The sequence below is a fragment of the Acidiferrimicrobium sp. IK genome, assembly GCF_025499425.1.
GTDB lineage: Bacteria > Actinomycetota > Acidimicrobiia > Acidimicrobiales > Palsa-688 > Acidiferrimicrobium.
This window is the reverse complement of sequence record NZ_JAIMCB010000004.1, coordinates 72,010-92,679: the sequence shown is the minus strand read 5'-3', so window position 1 is coordinate 92,679 and position 20,670 is coordinate 72,010. Positions and strand designations below refer to the sequence as shown.

At 69.2% G+C, this 20,670-nt stretch carries 18 protein-coding genes; 9 read left to right on the top strand and 9 right to left on the bottom strand.

Going from position 1 to position 20,670, the window contains the following annotated elements; translation table 11 throughout:
* Positions 1-6 precede the first annotated feature (6 nt).
* From K6U06_RS08075 to K6U06_RS08060, 4 genes are read left to right on the top strand one after another with little or no spacing between them, the layout of a single operon-like run.
* Complete coding sequence (locus tag K6U06_RS08075) at positions 7-645, top strand: metallophosphoesterase family protein (protein WP_262321410.1); 639 nt, start codon at positions 7-9, stop codon at positions 643-645.
* Entirely contained in the window at positions 645-1,862 is a 1,218-nt protein-coding gene (locus K6U06_RS08070; protein ID WP_262321409.1) for a thiolase C-terminal domain-containing protein, read from the top strand. The genes K6U06_RS08075 and K6U06_RS08070 overlap by 1 nt, the downstream gene beginning before the upstream one ends.
* Positions 1,863-1,870: 8 nt before the next feature.
* Positions 1,871-2,326 carry a Zn-ribbon domain-containing OB-fold protein gene (locus K6U06_RS08065; protein WP_262321408.1) on the top strand — a complete coding sequence of 152 codons (456 nt, stop codon included), beginning with the start codon at positions 1,871-1,873 and terminating at the stop codon, positions 2,324-2,326.
* 43 nt (positions 2,327-2,369) lie between these two features.
* A complete protein-coding gene (locus K6U06_RS08060; RefSeq protein WP_262321407.1) occupies positions 2,370-3,497 on the top strand; it encodes an amidohydrolase family protein in 1,128 nt (375 codons plus the stop codon).
* 505 nt (positions 3,498-4,002) lie between these two features.
* On the opposite strand, the gene K6U06_RS08055 is transcribed toward K6U06_RS08060, so the two are convergent.
* The 4 genes from K6U06_RS08055 to K6U06_RS08040 form a co-directional block, all read right to left on the bottom strand.
* Entirely contained in the window at positions 4,003-4,710 is a 708-nt protein-coding gene (locus K6U06_RS08055; RefSeq protein WP_262321406.1) for a hypothetical protein, read from the bottom strand.
* 221 nt (positions 4,711-4,931) lie between these two features.
* A complete protein-coding gene (locus K6U06_RS08050) occupies positions 4,932-5,279 on the bottom strand; it encodes a PadR family transcriptional regulator (protein ID WP_262321405.1) in 348 nt (115 codons plus the stop codon).
* A 295-nt stretch (positions 5,280-5,574) separates the two neighbouring features.
* The gene (locus K6U06_RS08045; protein ID WP_262321404.1) at positions 5,575-6,291 is read right to left on the bottom strand and encodes a DinB family protein; all 717 of its coding nucleotides are present in this window, start codon (positions 6,289-6,291) and stop codon (positions 5,575-5,577) included.
* Positions 6,292-7,036: 745 nt separating this feature from the next.
* On the bottom strand, positions 7,037-8,173 hold the full coding sequence (locus K6U06_RS08040) for an acyl-CoA dehydrogenase family protein (protein WP_262321403.1): 1,137 nt from the start codon (positions 8,171-8,173) through the stop codon (positions 7,037-7,039).
* Positions 8,174-8,180: 7 nt separating this feature from the next.
* On the opposite strand from K6U06_RS08040, the gene K6U06_RS08035 reads away from it, so the two are divergent.
* Positions 8,181-9,167, top strand: coding sequence for an ACP S-malonyltransferase (locus K6U06_RS08035; RefSeq protein ID WP_262321402.1), 987 nt, complete (start codon positions 8,181-8,183; stop codon positions 9,165-9,167).
* Here K6U06_RS08035 and K6U06_RS08030 read toward each other — a convergent pair.
* Together K6U06_RS08030 and K6U06_RS08025 are read right to left on the bottom strand one after the other, a co-directional pair.
* The gene (locus K6U06_RS08030) at positions 9,160-10,848 is read right to left on the bottom strand and encodes a class I adenylate-forming enzyme family protein (protein WP_262321401.1); all 1,689 of its coding nucleotides are present in this window, start codon (positions 10,846-10,848) and stop codon (positions 9,160-9,162) included. The genes K6U06_RS08035 and K6U06_RS08030 overlap by 8 nt on opposite strands.
* A 99-nt stretch (positions 10,849-10,947) precedes the next feature.
* Positions 10,948-11,466 (bottom strand): hypothetical protein, encoded by a 519-nt coding sequence (locus K6U06_RS08025; protein WP_262321400.1) that lies wholly within the window; start codon positions 11,464-11,466, stop codon positions 10,948-10,950.
* A 116-nt stretch (positions 11,467-11,582) separates the two neighbouring features.
* Between K6U06_RS08025 and cysD the strand changes: the two genes are divergently transcribed.
* Positions 11,583-12,494 carry a sulfate adenylyltransferase subunit CysD gene (cysD, locus tag K6U06_RS08020; protein WP_262321399.1) on the top strand — a complete coding sequence of 304 codons (912 nt, stop codon included), beginning with the start codon at positions 11,583-11,585 and terminating at the stop codon, positions 12,492-12,494.
* Positions 12,494-14,401: a sulfate adenylyltransferase subunit CysN gene (gene cysN / locus K6U06_RS08015; protein WP_262321398.1), complete on the top strand. Its 1,908-nt coding sequence runs from the start codon at positions 12,494-12,496 to the stop codon at positions 14,399-14,401. Before cysD ends, cysN begins: the two co-directional genes overlap by 1 nt.
* A gap of 75 nt (positions 14,402-14,476) precedes the next feature.
* Here the strand turns inward: cysN and cimA are convergent, their stop codons facing one another.
* The 3 genes from cimA to K6U06_RS08000 are packed head-to-tail and all read right to left on the bottom strand — an operon-like array spanning position 14,477 to position 18,026.
* Positions 14,477-16,090, bottom strand: a complete 1,614-nt coding sequence (cimA, locus tag K6U06_RS08010) for a citramalate synthase (protein ID WP_262321397.1) — start codon at positions 16,088-16,090, stop codon at positions 14,477-14,479.
* Positions 16,083-17,003 carry a branched-chain amino acid transaminase gene (locus K6U06_RS08005; protein ID WP_262321396.1) on the bottom strand — a complete coding sequence of 307 codons (921 nt, stop codon included), beginning with the start codon at positions 17,001-17,003 and terminating at the stop codon, positions 16,083-16,085. The genes cimA and K6U06_RS08005 overlap by 8 nt, the downstream gene beginning before the upstream one ends.
* A 6-nt stretch (positions 17,004-17,009) precedes the next feature.
* The gene (locus tag K6U06_RS08000; RefSeq protein ID WP_262321395.1) at positions 17,010-18,026 is read right to left on the bottom strand and encodes a 3-isopropylmalate dehydrogenase; all 1,017 of its coding nucleotides are present in this window, start codon (positions 18,024-18,026) and stop codon (positions 17,010-17,012) included.
* A gap of 212 nt (positions 18,027-18,238) precedes the next feature.
* On the opposite strand from K6U06_RS08000, the gene K6U06_RS07995 reads away from it, so the two are divergent.
* A complete protein-coding gene (locus K6U06_RS07995) occupies positions 18,239-18,712 on the top strand; it encodes a GreA/GreB family elongation factor (protein ID WP_262321394.1) in 474 nt (157 codons plus the stop codon).
* Between the two features lie 41 nt (positions 18,713-18,753).
* Positions 18,754-20,577: a glycoside hydrolase family 15 protein gene (locus K6U06_RS07990; RefSeq protein WP_262321393.1), complete on the top strand. Its 1,824-nt coding sequence runs from the start codon at positions 18,754-18,756 to the stop codon at positions 20,575-20,577.
* The last annotated feature ends 93 nt before the right edge of the window (positions 20,578-20,670 follow it).

Below are 20,670 nucleotides of genomic sequence, written 5' to 3'. Positions count from 1 at the left end.
TAGGCGTTGCGTATCGGGATCGTGTCGGACGTACACGGCAATGCCGCCGGCCTCGCGGCCGCGCTCGAGCGGATGGGCGCTGTCGACGAACTGCTCTGCGCCGGTGACATCGTCGAGGAGTTCCGCTTCTCCAACGACGCCGTGGAGATCCTCCGAGACCGCGGGGCGCGCTGCGTGCTCGGCAACCACGACCTCGGCCTCCTGTCCGCCCACGGCGCCCGGGCCCGCAGCGCCCCGGGAGTGCGGGCGGAGCTGGTCGAGTGGCTCGCTGACCAGCCTCGCACGGTGCGCATCGACGCCGACGGCAAGCGGCTTCTCATGACCCACGCCAGCCCGTGCCCGCCCCACACCCAATACGTCACCCGTCACTCCCCCGAGCTGGGCCGCATCGCGGCGATCGACGCTGACATAGTGGTGATCGGTCACACCCACGCGCAGCTCGTCGAGCGGGTCGGCCGGGTCCTGGTCGTCAACCCCGGCTCCGTGGGCCAGGCGAGGGACCCGGCCAACGGCAGGCGCCTGTCCTACGCCGTGGTGGACAGCGACAGCGAACGCGTGACGATCGACAACTACACCCTCGACGACCCGCTCGTCGAGCCGGCGCTCATAGCCGCCACCGGCGGCCGGAGAGGACACACACCCTGATGACCATCAAGGACAAGGCCGCCATCGTCGGCGTTGGGGCTACGCCGTACTACAAGCGAGGCCAGTCTTACCCCGAGTCGGAGTTCTCGATGGCGTGCAGCGCGATCCTCTCCGCTCTCGACGACGCGGGCCTCACCGCCGACGATCTCGACGGGTTCTCTATCTACTCCAACTCCTGCGACCCGGCGGCCATCGCCGCTGAGCTCGGCGTGCCCGAGGTCCGCTGGGCCACGACGCTCACCTCCGGCGGAGGCGGCTGTGCCGGCGCCCTCGGCGTCGCCGCCGCCGCTGTCGACGCCGGGATGGCCACCACCGTCGTGACCCTGATGACCCTGCAGCAGCTCAGCAAGCGGCTGGGTGGATCGGCGGTCGGCGGGATGCTGGCCTATGCGCTCATGTCCGAGAGTTCGAGTCCTTACGGAGGCGGAGGCATTCCCCCGTCAGCGGCCTTCACCGCGAACAACGGCCTCCTGTCCCCCGGCCACAGCTTCGCCCAGATCGCGTCACGCCACATGCACCTCTACGGCACCAAGCGCGAGCACTTCGCCGAAGTGTGCATCTCGCAACGGGAGAACGCGATCAAGCGGCCGACGGCCCTACGAACCGAGGCACTCACGCTTGACGACTACTTCAATGCCCGGATGATCTCCGACCCTCTGTGCCTCTTCGACTACACGATGGAGAGCGACGGCGCGGTAGCGGTGATCACCGTCGCCGCCGACCGGGCCAAGGACCTTCGCCAGCCCCCCGTCTACATCATGGGGTCGGCCCACGGCGGAAGTGGCCGGTGGGGGCCAGCGCTGTTCCGGTACTTCCAGACACCCGATGACGAGTTCACCTCCTCCGGGCATCGCCCGGTCGCCAGGCGGGTCTACGAGATGGCTGGCATCACCCCGTCGGACGTCGATGTGGCCCTCCTCTATGACCACTTCTCACCGATGGTCATCATGCAGCTGGAGGACTACGGGTTCTGCCCGATCGGCGAGGGCGGCCCGTTCGTCGCCGACGGCAACATCCGATACAAGACCGGGACGATCCCGGTCAACACCCATGGCGGCAACCTGTCCGAGGCGTACATCATCGGCATGACCCACGTACGCGAGGCGGTCGAACAGCTCCGCGGCACCGCCGTCAACCAGGTCGAGGGCGCCGAGATCGCGCTGGTCACCGGCGGCCCCGCGAGCCTGCCCGTGAGCGCCAGCATCCTGAGGAAGTAGGAGTCACCATGAGCACGTTCGGAACCCTGACCCGGGGCCAGTTCCCGAGCATCCTGACTGAGACCCACGCCAGTCCGATGACCCAGCCGTTCTGGGACGCAGCCAAAGAGGATCGCCTGGTCGCACCGAAGTGCGCCAGCTGCGGCACTTTCCGCCTTCCCCCATCCCCGTACTGCTTCGTCTGCCGGCAGCGCGACGTCGAGTGGGTCGAGTTGCCCGGCACCGGGGCGATCTACAGCTTCACCGTCGTCCGCCACCCGCTGCACCCCGACCTTGCCGACGCCTGCCCGTACGTGTCCGGTGTCGTCGAGCTCGACGGCACCCAGGGTGCCGGCGCCCGGATGCTGGTCAACATCATCGGCTGCGATCCCGACACGGTGAAGATCGGCGACCGGGTCGCCATCACCTGGGAGCACGTCAACGACGAGATGAGCACGCCTCGCTTCCGGCCGATCCCCGCCTGACCCCCTCTGACCTGACGCACCCCTATCCGAAAGGACCACCCCTATGAGCAAGATCTGGGCCAACTCCGGCGACTCCCACCTCGTCGAGCCAGACGACCTGTTCACCACCAGCCTCCCCGCCGACCTAGCGGCGCGCATGCCGCGTTCGGTGAAGGACGAGGACGGAAGCCACGAGACCCTCTACGTCGACGGCCAGGAGTTTCGCCGGCGCATGCCCAAGGCCGCCAACCTCACCGACGACGAAGGCCGGACCGTCTCCGAACGGGCTCCGGGCGCCAACGACAAGGCCCTCCGGCTGGTCGACTTGGACGGCGAAGGCATCTGGGCCGAGCTGGTGTACCCCTCGATCGGGGTGTGGATGTCCTCCATCACCGACCCCGACCTGCTCGCCGCCGGATGCCGGGCCATAAACGACTGGGCCATCGAGTACCAGCGGTTCTCGCCCCGCTACGTCTGCACCGCGACCATCCCGCTCCTCACCGCGGAGCACGCCGTTGCCGAGGTGACCAGGGCGGCCGAACTCGGTTTCCACGCCGGCTACTTCTCCGTCACGCCGGGACTGGGCGTGAGGGACTGGAACGACGACATGTGGGAGCCAGTCTGGGCTGCGATGGCCGACGCCGGGATGGTGGTGTCGTTCCACATCGGCACTGAAGCCCACGACGCGGCTTCCTTCCACGGTGGCTACTTCCGCGGACCTGGCGGGGCGCTGATCAACTACGTCGAGACCACCTACGGGGGCCAGCGGGCGGTTACCAAAATGATCGCCGCCGGCGTGTTCGACCGCCACCCCTCCCTCAAGGCGATCGTGTCGGAGGGCGGCGCCACCTGGGGACCGTTCATCGCCGACCGGCTCGACGAGGCATACCGCCAGCACGCGTCGGCGGTGCGACCCCCGCTGCCCAAGTTGCCGAGCGAGTACCTCTACGAAAACGTTTACGCCTCGTTCCAGCACGACCGCTCCGCGGTCAAGGCCATGACGTCCATGGGTTGGAACAACGTGTGCTGGGGAAGCGACTACCCCCACATCGAGGGAACCTTCGGCCACACCCAGAAGACCCTCCACGAGCTGTTCGACGACGTGGAGCCAGCTGCAGCGCGCCGCATCACCGTCGGCGCCTTCGCCGAGCTGTTCCCCCACGTCCCCCCGGCACCGGCAAACGAGGACTGAGCCCAGCCCCGAGGCGGCCGACAAGCACTTCCAGGAAGCCCGTACCGCAGAAGGGTCGTGGCGCTGACCAGCCGCTTTCCTGTGCGGGCCGTCCATCGACGAGCCCGTAGCGGAGCCATTCGTATTGGTGTAGGGGTGGCCGGTAGCCGGTAGCCGGCTACCGGCTGCCGGCAAGAAGTCGTCAGGGCGCCGGCGGCTGGCCTGCGCCAGGACCTCACGGGCCGGCTTCGAACGGAGCTTCCCGGCGTCGCGGTCTCGGCGTACCCTCTCGAACTCGTCGACATCACGTGGATCACGAAGATCTCGTCCGGCAAATCCGCGGTCACCATGGCGAGCTCCCTCCACGTCAAGCTAATGCGAGGCAGGTCCAGATCCAACCCAACAGGACGAGCCAAGGCTCCGCTCTCCAGTCCGCCCATGGACACGGGCGGTTCTTGACGCACCGAGCCACCTCTCCTCGACGGCCGCAGGACAGTCACCCGTGCCTGGGCTCGAACCCGGACCGTCAGCCGCGGATCCACTCCGGTAGGGACCGAGTGATACGGACGGCTCCAGCGACCGCAGCCACCGCAGCCAGCGCCATGACAGCGACAGTGACGACTAGTCGGACGCTTAGTGGTGTCGCCGAGCCACCGCTGAGGAATGCCGGGGCACGTTGCGCGACGAGGACCCACCACAGGGTGGTAGCAGCGAGAATGTCAACCACGGCGAGCGCCACACCGACGGCCATGCCCGCTTCGGCCGCGAGCAGGGACCGAGAAAAGGCGACGTTTCGGGCGGCGACGACGGCGAGCACAGCCCACAACGCCAACGTGACGACGACGAATGCCGCCCACACCCCAAACAGGATCCCGTAACCAGCTGAGCCACCGTTGCGTTGGTGAGGTGACAGACCGTGAGCCCATACCAGCAGCGGAACGGAAGTCACGGCAGTGAGGAGCGTGCTGCCTGCCGCCCGCATCACGTGGGCGCGGATGGCCGGCCAGCCACCCGAGCGTAGAAACCGCAGGAATGTCGGCAGGGTCAAGCCGGCTGCGGCGATCACGATCAACCCGGCAACTCCTGCTGCGGCCTGGATGAACGTGTAGGAGAGATCAGGGAGATGCCGGGAGCCCGCCCCATTGGATAGTGCGTCGTCAAAGTGTTCGGACAGCTTCGCGAAACTGGCGCCCGCAACGACCATCGCCGTCCAAGAGACGAGCACCATCAACACCCCCGCCCGGACCCGGTCAGCGGGAGGGACACTGTCGCCGCTGACGCCCGATCGCCGGACGCGTTCGCGGATGCCACCGGCCACGATCGACAAACGCGCAGTCAACGGTGGCTCGTCGGGACCGAAGCTATCCTGCATGAAGACGAGGAACTCCTCGCCGTAACGGTCTCGCCAAGCCCGGGGATACCAGCGCAGGAGCCGGCCAAGGTCAGCCTCGGCCGTCACGACAGCCCCGGTCGCAGAGCCGAGACCTGGCCCAAACGGACCGCGCCCACGTCGACCAAGCGGCGCATCTCCGCCAGGGCGTCAGCCAGCGCAGAGACGCCCGCCGCGGTGATCTGGTACGGGCGGCGACGGTCGTCGCTGGGCAACGGCTCGATCAGCCCGCGCTCTTCCAGGCGGGTGATCGCGCCGTAGAGAGCACCAGGCCCCAGAGCGACTCCGGAGAAAGCCTCGATGTCCTTTGCGAGGGCGTGGCCGTGCTTGGCCCCCTCCGCCAAGCTGGTCAAAATGAGCAGAGGAGGATCGTTCGAGCGCTGCAGGCGATCGGCTCCAGAAAGTCGTCTCATACGAAAAGTGTACTACGTACGACGTAGTAACGCAAGACGTAGCAACGCAAGACGTAGTAACTCAAGCCGCTATATCCCTTACGGTAGCTACCGGTAGATCGGCGACACCCGCGCCGGACGGCCACCCCAATGCACGAGGCAACGTGGCCGCGGGTTGGTGTCCCGTGACGTGGTGTAGCTCGACGGCGGCCGGCACTTCCCGCCGTGCTCATCCCGATCTCAGCTCGAGAAGTCCTGCCAGAGCCGTTGGGGGGTGGGGCCGGCATCCCGACCGAGCGCTGCTCTGTGACCGACTTCACGCATCGGCTTCAGCGACCCTAGTGATGTCAAGGAGATGATGTTCGCCCTCGTGCATCGTCTGGCGCACCAACCAGATCCCTGTTCTGGTCTCCCCAGGTAGTCGCCGCAGCCGGCGGTTCCATCCATCGGAGGGCATCCGTGCCACCTCGGCTAAAAAACCAGTAGCGTCGTAAACGATCTCGGCCATTACGGCCCCCACCTTCCTATGCGCATAGCCGAACCTAGCCGCACGGAGGTCGTTGAACATTGGTTCAACTGACGGAACCTCCTCCGTGCGAGTTCGATACAGGCGGACAGTGGCGCTGATCATCACATCGCGGATGTGACAGAGATACTCGATCGGCGACCACACCTCAGGCGAGGGGCGGACTCGCAGCGCGCCCTCCGGCACGCTCTCGAGAGCGTCGTCAAGCCGGCCGGGCAACCTCTCGATCGCGGCTATCGCGTCGGCAAGCGTCGTATCCGGGTAGCTGATGTCACATGTCTCGCAAAAGAAGTTTTCCGCTGCCAGCGGTCCCAGCCGTACGCCAGGTGACACGTTGCCGCCAGGAATGCCTCGGTCATTCCCACGTTCGTCACCGATCATGTCCTGGCAGAGCTGGACGCACTCGTTACAGATGTCCACCCCAGAAAGGGTCACCACCTGGAGCATCTGGTCCTGGCCCCGACCGCAGAAACTGCACCTGGCGTGCCTGGCAGCCGATGTGTGCATCGGCATCACCTCCCCCAAAGTCGAGCACATCACGACAGCTACCAGCAGCCGATTCCCTGACCGGACCCAAACGACCTACCAGGTGGGCCCTCCGGTCTACGCCACCTGCCTGACGACCGTCGTTAGATCGAGGGTATCTCACGTCGCTCTTGGCTACTCCCCTACCGGCAACGTCGATGGCGGGGCGGCCCTGGTCGGGGAACTGTCGGCCGACCCCTACGCCGATATCCGGGATCACCCGGGTACCCGTCCATACCGCCGGCATGGCAGCCAGCCAGAGCTACCTCGACGCCCTCGCCGCAGCCCCGCTCGAAGGCGAAGGCGCCCCTACGCTCCACGCCCTGTGCCGACCTCACAAAAACAATGGGCGTCACCACGTCCGATTCCACCCGCTTCCGACCCCCCGACCGGGCCCTGTTCAATGCCGTCCTGGCCGGAGAGCACACCATCGTCGGGTTCCGAAACCTCGACCTGGTCGCCCGCCTCTGCCGGCGCCCTCCACCGATAGAGCCCAAGGCCACCGCCGATGCTCTTCATGCAAGGCCGATGCAGAATCTCTTCTGGCATGGCTGTGGGCGAACGTGCGTGCGTTTATGCCACTCGTTCGTGGGGCAGGAGAAGTCCGATCGGCCCGCAGGAGGGCGTTACCAATGCGGGTGCGGTTTCGGCGGAATGAAATCCGTAGGCTCGTCGGATGACCCCCGATCGGGGCCGGCCGGAGGAGTCGCCGGGAGGCGAAAAGCCCTTACCGCAGAAGGCTTCTTGCGATCACGACCCGCTGGATCTGGTTGGTCCCCTCGTAGATCTGGGTGATCTTGGCGTCGCGCATGAACCGCTCCAGCGGGAAGCCTTTGGTGTAGCCGTACCCGCCGAGGAGCTGCACCCCGTCGGTGGTGACCGCCATGGCGGTGTCGCTTGCAAACGCCTTGGCCATGGCGCCGGCGGCGCTCAGCTCACCGTCGGGATCGCCCTCGTCGATGATGGCGTTGGCCCGGTAGGTGAGGGTCCGGGCCGCCTCGGTCTTCATGGCCATGTCGGCCAGCATGAACTGCAGCCCCTGGAATTCGGCGATGGGCTTGCCGAACGCCTCCCGCTGCTTCACGTAGGCGACGGCCTGGTCGATGGCGCCCTGCGCCAGGCCGACGGCCTGGGCGGCGATGGCGCAGCGGGTCCGGTCGAGGGTGTGCATGGCGATGCGGAATCCCTGCCCCTCCTCGCCGATGAGGTTGGCGGCGGGGACCCGCACACCGTCGAGGATCACCTCGGCGGTGGGGCTGCCCTTCATGCCCATCTTGTCCTCGAGGGCACCGAAACGCAGCCCCATGTCCCTCTCCACGATGAAGGCCGACACACCGCGGGCGCCCGCCGCCGGATCGGTCTTGGCGAACACCACGTAGATGTCGGAGATGGTGGCGCCGGAGATCCAGTACTTCGAGCCGGACAGGACGTAGCTGTCCCCGTCGCGCACAGCCCGGGCCTTCATCGCCGCGACGTCGCTGCCCGCGTCGGCCTCGGACAGGCAGTAGCTGCCTTGGGCCTCGCCGCTGGCGATGCGGGGCAGGTACTTGGCCTTGAGCTCCTCGGACGCCCAGTTGATGATCGGGGTCGTCGACAGACCGTTGAGGGCCATCATCAAGCTGGTCGAACCGCAGACCCGGGCCAGCTCCTCCACCATGATCGCCTGGGTCACGTGGTCGGCGCCGGAGCCGCCGTAGGCCTCGGGGATGCCGAGCGCCGGCAGCTCCATCTCGTTGAGGGCCTTGAAGTTGTCCCACGGGAACTCTCCCGTGGCATCGACGTGGGCTGCGTTGGGAGCGATCTTGTCTTCGGCGAGGTGGCGCACGGCAGTGCGGAACGCCTTCTGCTCCTCGGTGAGGGTCATCGGCTGCATGCCCCATTGTCGCGCTTTTGCGTCCGATACTCGGACGTCCGAGGAGAAAGTCACGACGGGCGCCTGTATAAGGTCGCGACCCGTGCTCGCCCTACTCTTCCCAGGTCAAGGCTCGCAGCGTCCCGGCATGGGCGCCCCCTGGCGGGACCACCCGTCGTGGGCGGTTGTCGACGCGGTCGCCGACGCCACCGGCCGGGATGTCGCCGCCCTGCTGCTCGACGCCGACGCGGAGACCTTGAAGGCGACCCGCAACGCCCAGCTGGCGGCGTTCACCCTGAGCGCGATGATCCTCGACGCGACACGCGCCGCCGGCGTGGACCTCTCCGCCACGGTGGCCGCGGCCGGTCACAGCCTGGGCGAGTACAGCGCCCTGGTGGCCGCCGGTGCCCTCACCCTGGCCGACGGGGCGACTCTGGTCGCGGCCCGCGGCGAGGCGATGCAGCACGCAGCCGACGTCGGCCCGGGGACGATGGCCGCGGTGCTCGGCCTGGAACCGGTCAAGGTGGCAGAGGCCTGCGAGGGGGTGAAAGGGGCGTGGGTGGCCAACGACAACGCGCCGGGCCAGGTCGTGGTGGCCGGCACCGAAGCCGGGGTGGCGGAGGCGTCCGAAGCGGCCAAGGCGCTCGGCGCCAAGCGGGTGATGCCTTTGAGCGTCGGCGGCGCGTTCCACTCCCCGCTCATGCAACCGGCCCAGGACATGCTGGACCGGGCGCTGGCCACGACGACCTTTTCCCCCACTTCGATTCCGGTCGTCGCCAACGTCGACGCGACGCCCCACACCTCCGGCTTCGCCGATCTGCTGTCGGCGCAGCTGGTGTCGCCGGTGCGGTGGCGGGAGTCGCTGCTGGCCCTCGCCGGGCTCGGCACCGAGCGCACCCTCGAGCTGGGGCCGGGCAGCGAGCTGTCGGGGATGGTCAAGCGCACCCTCGAGGGCGTCGAGCGGGCCAACGTGGCCACGCCCGACGACCTCGCCAAGCTCAGCTGACCAGCTCGTCGCGCAGCTGGCGCTTGAGGATCTTGCCGGCCGGGTTGCGGGGCAGCGGCTCGGTGAAAAACCAGATCTTCTTGGGGACCTTGAACGCCGCCAGGTGCTTGCGGACGTGGGCTTGGAGCTCCTCCTCGGAGACCTCCATGCCGGCGCGCAGCTGGACGACGGCGCCGACCTCCTCGCCGAGGATCTCGTCGGGGATGCCGATGACCGCGGCGTCCGACACCGCCGGGTGGTCGAACAAGATGCCCTCGATCTCCACGCAGTAGATGTTCTCGCCGCCCCGGATCAGCATGTCCTTGGCCCGGTCCACGATGTAGACGAACCCCTCGTCGTCGATGCGGGCCACATCGCCGGTGTGGACCCACCCGTCGGTGAAGGTCTGGGCGGTGGCCTCCGGCTTGTGCCAGTAGCCCTTCACGATGTTGGGGCCCTTGATCCAAAGCTCCCCGACCGCGTCGACGCCCAGGTCCTCGCCGAGCGGGTCTACGACTTTCACCTCGACCACCGGGACGGGCGGCCCGACGCTGTCGGGCTTGCGGACGTAGTCGTCGCCCTGGTTCATCGTCGACAGCGACGAGGTCTCGGTCATGCCGTAACCGTTGGAGCCCTGCCCGCCGGGGAACTGCGCCTTGATCCGCCGGACCAGGTCCGGGGGGGCGGGCGCCCCGCCGTAGGCCACGCTCTTCACGCTCGAGGTGTCCCGCTTGGAGAAGTCCGGGTGGTCGAGGATCTGCATGGCCATGGCCGGCACCCCGCCGAAGATGGTGATGCGCTCCCGTTCGATCAGCTCGAGGGCCTGGCCGGCGTCGAAGTGGTGGACCATGACCAGCTTGCCGCCGGCCAGGGTGTTGGCGACGAGGATCGAGTGGCATCCCGTGGCGTGGAACAGCGGCACCGTCAGCAGGTAGGCGTTCTGCGGGCCGTCGCTCGAGATCAGCTCGGTGCCAGACCGCAGAGCGGTGCGCGCCGCGACGTAGAACAGGCTGATGGCGTTGGTGCATATGTTGCGGTGGGTCCCAAGAGCCCCCTTGGGCCGCCCGGTGGTGCCCGACGTGTAGAAGATGGTCGCGTCGTCATCGGTGTCGAGGGTGACCTCGGGCAGGTCGATGGTGTCAGGAATCCCCGCGAGCAGCTCGGCGATGTCCACGTGGCCCTCGTCGACGCCGTTCTCGCTGCGGGCCACGATCACCGCTTCCACTCCCGGCAGCCGGGCCCACTCGGGGCGCAGCCTCTCCTCGCGCTGGCGGTCGACGAAGACCACCTTGGCCCCCGAGTCCTCCAGCCCGTACTGGAGCTCCTCGCCGGTCCACCACGCGTTGAGCGGGACCACGACCGCGCCGGCGGCCGCGGCCGCGTAGAACGCCATCGACCATTCCGGGAAGTTGCGCATCGCCACCGCCACCCGGTCGCCTTCGCGCACCCCGAAGCGGTCCCGCAGCTGGTGGGCCAGCTGGGCGACGGCGCGGAAGTGCTCCTCGAAGGTGTAGCGGTCGTCCTCGTAGACGATGAAGGTCTTGTCGCCGTGGCCCCGGCTCAGCTTCACCACGTCGCCCAGGGTCGGCGGGGTGTGCTTCCAGACCTTGACTGGCACGCCGCGGACCACCGCGTCGTCCATCTCGAACATCTGGCCTGCTGCGGTGAGCTGGCGATCGGCCTCGGCCAACGACATCGTCATGGCCCTATCTTTTCACCGTTAACCCCCGAGCGGGGCTAATCCGGCGCTAGCGGCGGTGCGAGCGGGCGCCGGCGCTTCGCTACGGGCGCCGGCGCGTCGCTACGGGCGGGTGAAGAGCTGGGCCCAGTCAGGACCGGCTGCCTGCTCGCGTACCTGGGCCGGCGTCAGCCGGAACGTGCCGGCCGCGACAGTGTCGACCACTCCGCGCTGGTGCCAGTAACCGTGCGACGACCCGCGGATCAGAGGCACCCGCCACGCCACCAGGTCGGCCGTCGGCTCCCCGAGGTACCCCCACAGGCTGTAGGCCCACTCGAAGTCGTAGATCACCGGGGCCCGGCCGAAACCCGCCGCCCGCTTGGCGCCGCTGGCGAACGCGGCGGCCACCGCGTCGTGGGCGTCCTCTCCTGGCTGCAGGGCCAGACGGTCCTCGAAGCGCTTCGCCAGCTTGAGGCCGTAGCCCAGATCCGGGCCGGTGGCCCCGAAGCGGGCGCCCTCGGGCTGGCGCAGCTCCGCCAGGTCGGCGGGCCGGTCCTGAGTCCACCGCTCCGGGGTGGAAAGGCTGTCGGAGGGCCGGACCCTGTCGGGCGACTGGAGCGGGACGTAGTCAGGCTGGGTCACAGTCGCTCAGTCTGGGCCGCTGGCAGGCACGCGAGCAAGATGGGCGGAGTGTCCGGCCCGGCCGGAACGGCTCCTACACTGTGGCCTTGGCGCAGGGAGAGGCAGATGTGCGAAGCGTGACGGACAAACGACCCCTGACCCACCTTCAGCGGCTGGAAGCCGAGAGCATCGCCATCATTCGCGAGGCGGCCGCCGAGGCGGAGCGACCGGTGATGTTGTACTCGGTCGGCAAGGACAGCGCGGTCATGCTGCACTTGGCGATGAAGGCCTTCTATCCCGCTCCGCCGCCGTTCCCGTTGCTGCACGTCGACACCACGTGGAAGTTCCAGGAGATGTACGAGTTTCGCGATCGGATAACCGCGGAGCTCGGCGTGGAGCTGATCGTGCACCAAAACCCCGAGTGCGTAGAGCTGGGGATCAACCCCTTCACCCACGGGTCCTCGGTGCACACCGACATGTGGAAGACCCAGGGCCTCAAGCAGGCGCTCGACAAGCACGGCTTCGACGTGGCCTTCGGTGGTGCCCGGCGCGACGAGGAGAAGTCCCGGGCCAAGGAGCGGGTGTTCTCCATCCGGTCCGCGAGCCACCAGTGGGACGCCAAGGCGCAGCGACCGGAGCTGTGGCGGCTCTACAACGTCCGCAAGAGCCGCGGCGAGAGCATCCGGGTGTTCCCGCTGTCGAACTGGACCGAGCTGGATGTCTGGCAGTACATCCACCAGCAGCAGATCCCCGTCGTGCCGCTGTACCTCGCCGCGGAGCGTCCAGTCGTCGAGCGCAACGGCACCCTGATCATGGTCGACGACGACCGGATGCCCCTGGAGCCCGGCGAGGTGCCGGTGATGAAAAAGGTCCGGTTCCGAACGCTTGGCTGCTACCCGCTCACCGGCGCCATCGAGAGCGACGCCGACGAGCTGACCCTGGTGATCCAGGAGATGCTGCTCACCACCACCTCCGAGCGTCAGGGGCGGGTCATCGATCACGACTCGGCGGCGTCGATGGAGAAGAAGAAGCAGGAGGGGTACTTCTAGTGTCGGGCGACTTACTGGCCACTGACATCGAGGCTTACCTCGACGCCCACGAGCAGAAGGACCTGCTGCGGTTCATCACCTGCGGCAGCGTCGACGACGGCAAGAGCACCTTGATCGGCCGCCTGCTCTACGAGTCGAAGCTGATCTTCGACGACCAGCTGGCCGCGTTGGAGGCCGACTCGAAGGTCAGCGGCACGCAGGGCGGCGACCTCGACCTGGCCCTCCTCGTCGACGGCCTGGCGGCCGAGCGCGAGCAGGGCATCACCATCGACGTCGCCTACCGGTTCTTCACCACCGACCGGCGCAAGTTCATCGTCGCCGACACGCCCGGCCACGAGCAGTACACCCGCAACATGGTGACCGGGGCCTCCACCGCCGACGTGGCGGTCATCTTGGTCGACGCCCGCAAGGGCTTGTTGACCCAGACCCGCCGCCACAGCTACCTGGTGTCGCTGCTCGGCATCAAGACCGTCGTCTTGGCCGTCAACAAGATGGACGCGGTGGGCTACGACCAGTCGGTGGCCGCGGCGATCGACGCCGACTACCGCCAGTTCGCTTCGGGCATCGGCCTCGACGACGTGACGGTCATCCCGATCTCAGCGCTGCGCGGCGACAACATCATCGAGACCGGCCCCAACCTGTCGTGGTACGACGGGCCGACGCTGCTCGAGTACCTGGAGACCGTCGAGCCGGTCGGCGCCGCCACCGGCGGCCCGATGCGGATGCCGGTGCAGTGGGTCACCCGACCCGACCCGAGCTTCCGGGGTTTCGCGGGCCAGCTCGTCGCTGGAAGCGTCGCCCCCGGCGACGCCGTCCGGGTGCTGCCGGGCGGCCAGACGTCGCTCGTCGAGCGGATCGTGACCGCCGACGGCGACCTGGACGTGGCGGTGGCCGGCCAGTCGGTGACCCTGACCCTGGCCGACGAAATCGACGTCAGCCGCGGCGACGTGCTCGCCGCGGCGGCCGAGCCGCCGGCGGTCGCCGACCAGTTCGAGACCTCGCTGGTGTGGATGAGCGACCAGCCGATGCTCCCCGGTCGGCCATACCTGCTCAAGATCGGCACCAGGACCGTCGGCGTGTCCATCGCCCAGCCGAAGTACAAGATCAACGTCAACACGATGGAGCACACCGCTGCTCGGACCCTCGAGCTCAACGAGATCGGCGTGTGCAACCTCAACCTCGATCGGGCCGTGCCGTTCGATCCCTACGAGGTCAACCGGGACATGGGCGGCTTCATCATCATCGACCGCCTGACCGACGTGACGCTAGCCGCGGGCATGATCCACTTCGCGCTCCGCCGGGCCGACAACGTCCACTGGCAGTCGGTGGAGGTGCACAAGGAGGCCCGCGCCGCGCAGGCCCACCAGAAGCCGTGCGTGGTGTGGTTCACCGGCCTGTCCGGGTCGGGCAAGTCGACCATCGCCAACCTGCTCGAGAAGCGCCTGTTCGCCGACGGTCGGCGCACCTACCTCCTCGACGGCGACAACGTCCGTCACGGGCTCAACAAGGATCTCGGCTTCACCGAAGCCGACCGGGTGGAGAACATCCGGCGTGTCGCCGAGGTGAGCAAGCTGATGGTGGACGCCGGGCTCATCGTGCTGGTCTCGTTCATCTCCCCGTTCCGCGCCGAGCGTCGCATGGCCCGGGCGCTGCTGGAGGAAGGCGAGTTCGTCGAGGTGTACGTCGACACGCCCCTCGAGGTGGCCGAGAGCCGCGACCCGAAGGGTCTCTACCGCAAGGCCCGCCGGGGGGAGCTGGTCAACTTTACGGGCATCGACTCTCCCTACGAGCCGCCCGAGGACCCCGAGATACGCGTCGACACCACCACCATGACGCCAGACGAGGCCGCCGATCGGGTGCTGAGGGTCCTGCGCGAGCGCGCCATACTGCCCTCCGCCGGCGGCTAGCGAGCGGCGGGGTCCAGCCGGCCGCGCCGTGACAGCCGGGGTCGCCCCGCGTGCGCCCCGCCTGGAGGCCGACGCCTATGAGGCGCTGTGGTTCAGCAAGCCGTAGACGATGGACTCCTCGAGGGCGGCCCACGACGCCTCGATGACGTTCTCCGACACCCCGATGGTCGTCCAGGTGCGCTCGCCGTCGGTGCTGTCGATGAGGACCCGGGTCACTGACCCGGTCCCCTTGGCGCTGTCGAGGACCCGGACCTTGAAGTCGGTCAGGTGGATCTGGCTCAAGACCGGGTACATCGGTCCGATCGCCTTGCGCAAGGCCGCGTCTAGGGCGTTCACCGGCCCGTTGCCCTCCGCGACGGCCAGGACGCGTTCGTCTCCGACGTGGACCTTTATGGTCGCCTCGGTGATCCACGTGCCGTCCTCGCGCAGGTCGGTCACCACCCGGTGGGACTCCAGGCGGAACAGCTCCTGCTTCCAGCCCGTCGCCCGTCGCATCAGCAGCTCCAGGGAGCCGTCGGCCACCTCGAAGTGGTAGCCCCGATGCTCCAGGTCTTTCAGCTGCTCGACCACCTCGCCCATCGCCGCGCCATCGAGGTCCAAGCCGAGCTCCTCGGCTTTGAGGGCGATGGTGGAACGGCCGGCCATCTCGCTGACCACGAAGCGGGTGCCGTTGCCGACCTCGTCGGGGTCCACGTGCTCGTAGGCCTGGCGGGACCGGACGATGGCGCTGGTGTGCAGCCCGGCCTTGTGCGCGAACGCCGACGTCCCGACGAAAGGCTGGTGAGGGTCGGGGCTGACGTTTACCAGCTCCGCGATGTGGTGGGCGACCCCGGTGAGGCGCCCCAGGCGCTCCCGGCCGATGGTCTCGACGCCCATCTTGAGGGTCAGGTCCGGTACCGCGGCGGACAGGTCGGCGTTGCCGGTCCGCTCGCCGTACCCGTTGACGCAGCCCTGCACCTGGGTCACGCCCTGGCGAACCGCGATGAGCGAGTTGGCCACCGCGCACCCCGAGTCGTTGTGGAAGTGGCAGCCGAGCCCGATACCGGTCGCGTCTCGGACCTCGCCGACCACCCGCTCCACCTCGAAGGGCAGGCTGCCCCCGTTGGTGTCGCAGAGGACCAGCACCTCGGCCCCGGCGGACTCCGCGGCACGGAGGACGTCGAGGGAGAAGGCCGGGTTGTCCCGGTAGCCGTCGAAGAAGTGCTCGGCGTCGAGGAACACCCGACGGCCCTCGGCTCGCAGGTAGGCGACGGAGTCGGCAACCATGTCGACCGCCTCGGTCAGGGTCGTGCGCAACGTCTCGGTGACGTGCCAGGCCGCTGACTTGGCCACCAGGCACACCGCCGGCGTGCGAGCCTCTAGGAGGTTGGCCAGGACCGGGTCGGTCTCGGCTTTACCGCCGGCTTTGCGGGTCGATCCGAACGCCACCAGCGTGGCGTGGTGCAGGTGCAGCTCCCCCGCCGCGGCCCGCCGGAAGAACTCCTCGTCTTTCGGGTTGGCGCCCGGCCAACCGCCCTCGATGAACTGCACGCCTAGATGGTCGAGCTGCTCGGCGACGCGCAGCTTGTCGTCGACGGTCAGCGACAAGCCTTCTTGCTGGGAGCCGTCGCGCAGCGTCGTGTCGTAGATGTCGACCCGCTCGGGCAGCTCGCGGGGTACCGAGTGGGCGTGGCTGTGGCTCTCAGACATGCTCGACCCAGTCCTTGTACTGGTCGACCTGCCCGCGGATGGTGGCCATGTACACCTCTTGGATCTTGCGGGTCATCGGCCCCGGGCGCCCGTCGCCGACGACGCGGTCGTCGACGGACTGGATCGGGACGACCTCCGCGGCGGTGCCGGTGAGGAACGCCTCCTCCGCCACGTAGAGGTCCGAGCGCAGAATGTTGCCGACCTCCACCTCGTAGCCGAGGTCCCGGGCGATGGTCGCCACCGAGTTCTGGGTGATGCCCTCCAACGCGCCGGCGGACAGCGGCGGGGTGATGATCTTGCCGTGGCGGACCACAAAGATGTTCTCACCGGTGCACTCGCTGACGTAGCCCTGCGGCGAGAGCAGGATCGCCTCGTCGTAGCCGGCCTTGATCGCCTCGATCTTGGCCATGGACGAGTTGATGTACATGCCGGTGCCCTTGGCGGCGGGCGGCATGGCGTTGGGGTCGTGGCGCTGCCAGGAGCTGATCTTCATGCGCACCCCGTTGGAGATGCCCTCCTCGCCGAGGTAGGCACCCCACGGCCACACCGCCACCGACACGTTGACCGGCGCCGGCAGCGGGTTGAGGCCCATCTCCCCGTACCCGAGGTACACCAGCGGCCGGATGTAGCACTCCTGGATGTTGTTGACCCGGACGGTGTCCTTGCAGGCGTCGATGAGCTCCTGGGGGGTGAACGGCACGTCGATCATGAAGATCTTGGCCGACTCGAACAGGCGCCGGATGTGGTCGGTCAACCTGAAGATCGCCGGCCCGGAGGCCGTCGAGTACGCCCGGATGCCTTCGAACACGCCGCAGCCGTAATGCAGCGTGTGGGTGAGGATGTGGATTCGAGCGTCGTCCCAGTCGACCAGCTCCCCGTCCATCCAGATCTTGTCGGTCTTGGTCAACGGCATGTGCGGTTACACCCTTTCTGCGGTGGCGAGCGACGCCAGGGCGTCACCCACCTCGGTGGTCGTACGGGACCGGTCAGCGGCGAGGCCGGCGACTGCCGACACCACCCGGCCGGCTGCCTCGGTCTCGCCGAGGAAGTCCAGCATCATGGCGGCGGAGGTGACCGCCGCGGTCGGATCGGCTTTGCCGGTGCCGACGATGTCAGGAGCCGATCCGTGGACCGGCTCGAACAGCGACGGACCGGTGCGGGCCGGGTTGAGGTTGGCGGAGGCGGCCCGGCCGACGCCGCCGGCGACCGCGCCGGCCAGGTCGGTCAGGATGTCGCCGAAGAGGTTGTCGGTGACGATCACGTCGTAGCGCTGCGGCGACTCGACGCAGTAGATGCAGGCGGCGTCGACGTGGTTGTAGGCGGTGGTGACGTCGGGGTAGTCGGCTGCCACCGCGTCGAAGGTGCGCTGCCACAGGTCGCCGGCGAAGGTCAACACGTTGGTCTTGTGCACCAGGGTCAGGTGGCGCCGGTCGCGTGACCGGGCCAGGTCGAACGCGAAGCGCACCGCTCGCTCCACCCCGAAGCGGGTGTTGACCGACCCCTGGGTGGCGATCTCCGCTGGGGTGCCCCGGCGCAGGAAGCCGCCCTCGCCGGCGTAGGTGCCTTCGGTGTTCTCCCGGACCACCGCGAAGTCGATCGGTACGCCGGCCCCGACGCTGGCGTCGGACACGAACGGACGCAGGTTGACGAACAGGTCCAGCTCGAAGCGCAGCTTGAGCAGCAGGCCCCGCTCCAGCACCCCGGGGGGGACTTCCGGGGTGCCGATGGCACCCAGCAGGATGGCGTCGAAGCCCCGCAGCTCGTCGAGCACCCGGTCGGAGAGCACCTCGCCCGTCGCCAGGTACCGCCGGCCGCCGAGGTCGTAGTCGACGGTCTCGAGCGACGCGCCGGCGGCCCGAGCCACCTTGAGCGCCTCCGCGGTGACTTCCGGGCCGATGCCGTCGCCGCCGATGACGGCGATCTTGTGGGTCTTCACTGGGTCCTCTCGGGTGGGGCTGCGGGCGGGTTTCGGGTGTGGGCGACGGGAGCAGGGACACAAAACGACCGCCCCTCGGGGGCGGTCGTCAAAGCACCAGCGGCGGCAGGGCCCTGGTGCTAATCGATAATTACGATGTCGATGCTCGACGTCACAGGCGTCCAGTCTCCCCCATCGTGACCTCGCCGTCAACCGCAGTAGCCTGGTCCTCCATGGCTGAGACGCACCTCACCCGCGACACGTTCGAGCGGCTGCGCGAGGAGTTGGATGACCTTCGCACGCGCGGCCGGGTAGACATCGCTCGCGCCATCGAGGCGGCGCGGGCGCTCGGCGACCTGTCCGAGAACGGCGACTACCAGGCCGCCAAGGACTCACAGGGCAAGATGGAAGCCAGGATCCGCCAGCTGGAGGCGACCCTCGAGGGTGCAGTCATCGTCGACGGGGCCACCGCCGGCGCGGCCGGTGACGTCACGACAGGGGCGGTGGTGTCGCTGCGCTACGTCGGGGACGACGACATCGAGCGGTACCTGATCGGGTCGATCGAGGAGCGCCGCGAAGGGGTTTCGGTCGTGTCGCCGGCATCACCGCTCGGGCAGGCCCTGATGGGACACCGCAAGGGCGACAAGGTGTCCTACGAGGCGCCGAGCGGTCCCCTCGAGGTGGAGATCGTCGAGGTCGGCGGCTGAGAACCCCCTCGGACCGGATCCCGCTGCGGGCCCGGTCGTGGTTGGGTGACGGCGTCGGCGGGGCCCTCGTCGCCGCTGACGGGACGGTCGACTGGTACTGCCCCGGCCCGCTCGACGGGCGGCCGGTGCTCTCCGCCTTGCTCGACGCCAACGGTGGGGCGCTGCGCGTCGGCCCGGTCCGTCCCGGCGGCGACCGCCACCGGCTGCCGCCGTCGAGCGCCGCCTACCGGCCGGGGACCATGGTCGCGGACTTGGACCTCGCGGCGGGCGGCCGGAGGGTGTCGATCACCGACCTGCTGCCGTGGTCAGGGCCCGGCGAGGGACCCCCGGGCCGGCTGATCCGGATCGTGACCGCCCTGGCCGGGCCCGTCGACGTCGAGGTGGATGTTGCGCCGGGCGGCGGGTACGGGCCGTCGCGCACCGCGGTCCCCTTCGGCGAGGGGCTGGTCGCCGACCGGGTGGTGATCCGCGCCGGCGAGCCGCTCCTGCCCACCGGGCGGGGCCGCAGCGAGCACGGGTGGGGCTGCGTGCGCCGGCTGGGCACCGGCGAGCGGATGGTGGTCACCGTCGACCGCCTCGACGAGGACCGCCACCCACCGCTCAGCGTCGACGCCGCCCTGCGCGCCCTCGAGGCGACGGAGACGGCGTGGCGCAGCTGGCTCGCTCCCCTGTCCTACAGCGGCCCATACCGCCCGGCGGTGGAGCGCGCCGTGCTCGCGCTGCGCTCCCTCAGCCCTTGGGACGGCGGTCCGCCGGCCGCTGCGGGCACGACGTCGCTGCCCCGGCGCGCCGGCGGCGAGCGCACCGCTGACGACCGCTACGTCCGCTGGCGCGACGCAGCTGCGGCGGCGTCGGTCATGGCTCGCGTCGGGCTCCTCGACGACGCGTCGGCGGCCGAGGAGTGGCTGCGCCGGGCGGCCGAGGGTACGCCGGTGCCGTGGCCGTCGATGCTGGCGGCGAGCACCGGCCACCCGCCTCCCCTGGAGGAGTTGGCGCTGGCCGGGTGGCGCGGCTCCCAACCGGTGGTCGTCGGCCGGAGCGATCCCCTCGACGCCGACCTCTACGGCAGCGTCGTCACCGCGATCAGCGCCAGCACGGTGCTCGGCGCCGACGCCGCGGTGTGGGCCGGCCACCCCGCCGACTTGAGGTCCGCAGCGCCCGGCGGTCGCCTGGCCGGCCCGCTCAGCGCGGCGTGGCCGGCGCTGGTCGGAGCCATCGACCATCTGGCCGACCACTGGAGCGACCCCGACGGCGGGGTGTGGGCGCTGGACGGCCCGCCGAGGAGCCTCACCGCCACCCGGGTCCAGGCCTGGGTGGCGCTGGAGCGCATGGCCCGCCTGGCCCGTGCCGCCAACCCCCTGGACCTCGACGCGGTCGGCTGGCAGCAGGAGGCCGCCGCCGTGCTGCGTGCCCTGGAGCGTGACTCTCTGGCCGCCGGTGGCGGGTTGAAGATGGACACCGGCCCGGCGCAGCATGCGGACGCCGCCCTGCTCCGGCTGGCCTGGTCCGGACCGTGGCCTCCCGAACATCCCCTCGTCGTGGCCACGGTGGATCGAGTCCTCGAACGCCTGAGCAGCGGGGCGGTGCTCCACCGATACCCCGCAGAGCTCGACGACGGCCGCGCCGGCGCCGACTCGCCGGACCTGGTCGCGTCGCTGTGGGCGGTGCGGGCACTGGCCACGCTCGGACGGTGGGAGGAGGCCCACGACCGCATGGAGAGGATCTGCGCGTTGGGCGGACCGCTCGGGCTGCTCTCCGAGGCGGTCGATCCCCTGTCGGGGGAGATGCTCGGCAACCGGCCTTCCGCCGGCGCCCACCTGGCGCTGCTCGAGGCCGCCTTGGCCCTCGAGGCCGGTCCTCGCTGACGCGCCGCTAGCGACCGGCGGGCTTGGGGTCGAAGGGGGGCGCGTACGGACCGAGGCGGTGACGCTCGATCCTCCACCGGGCCCACCGGTACG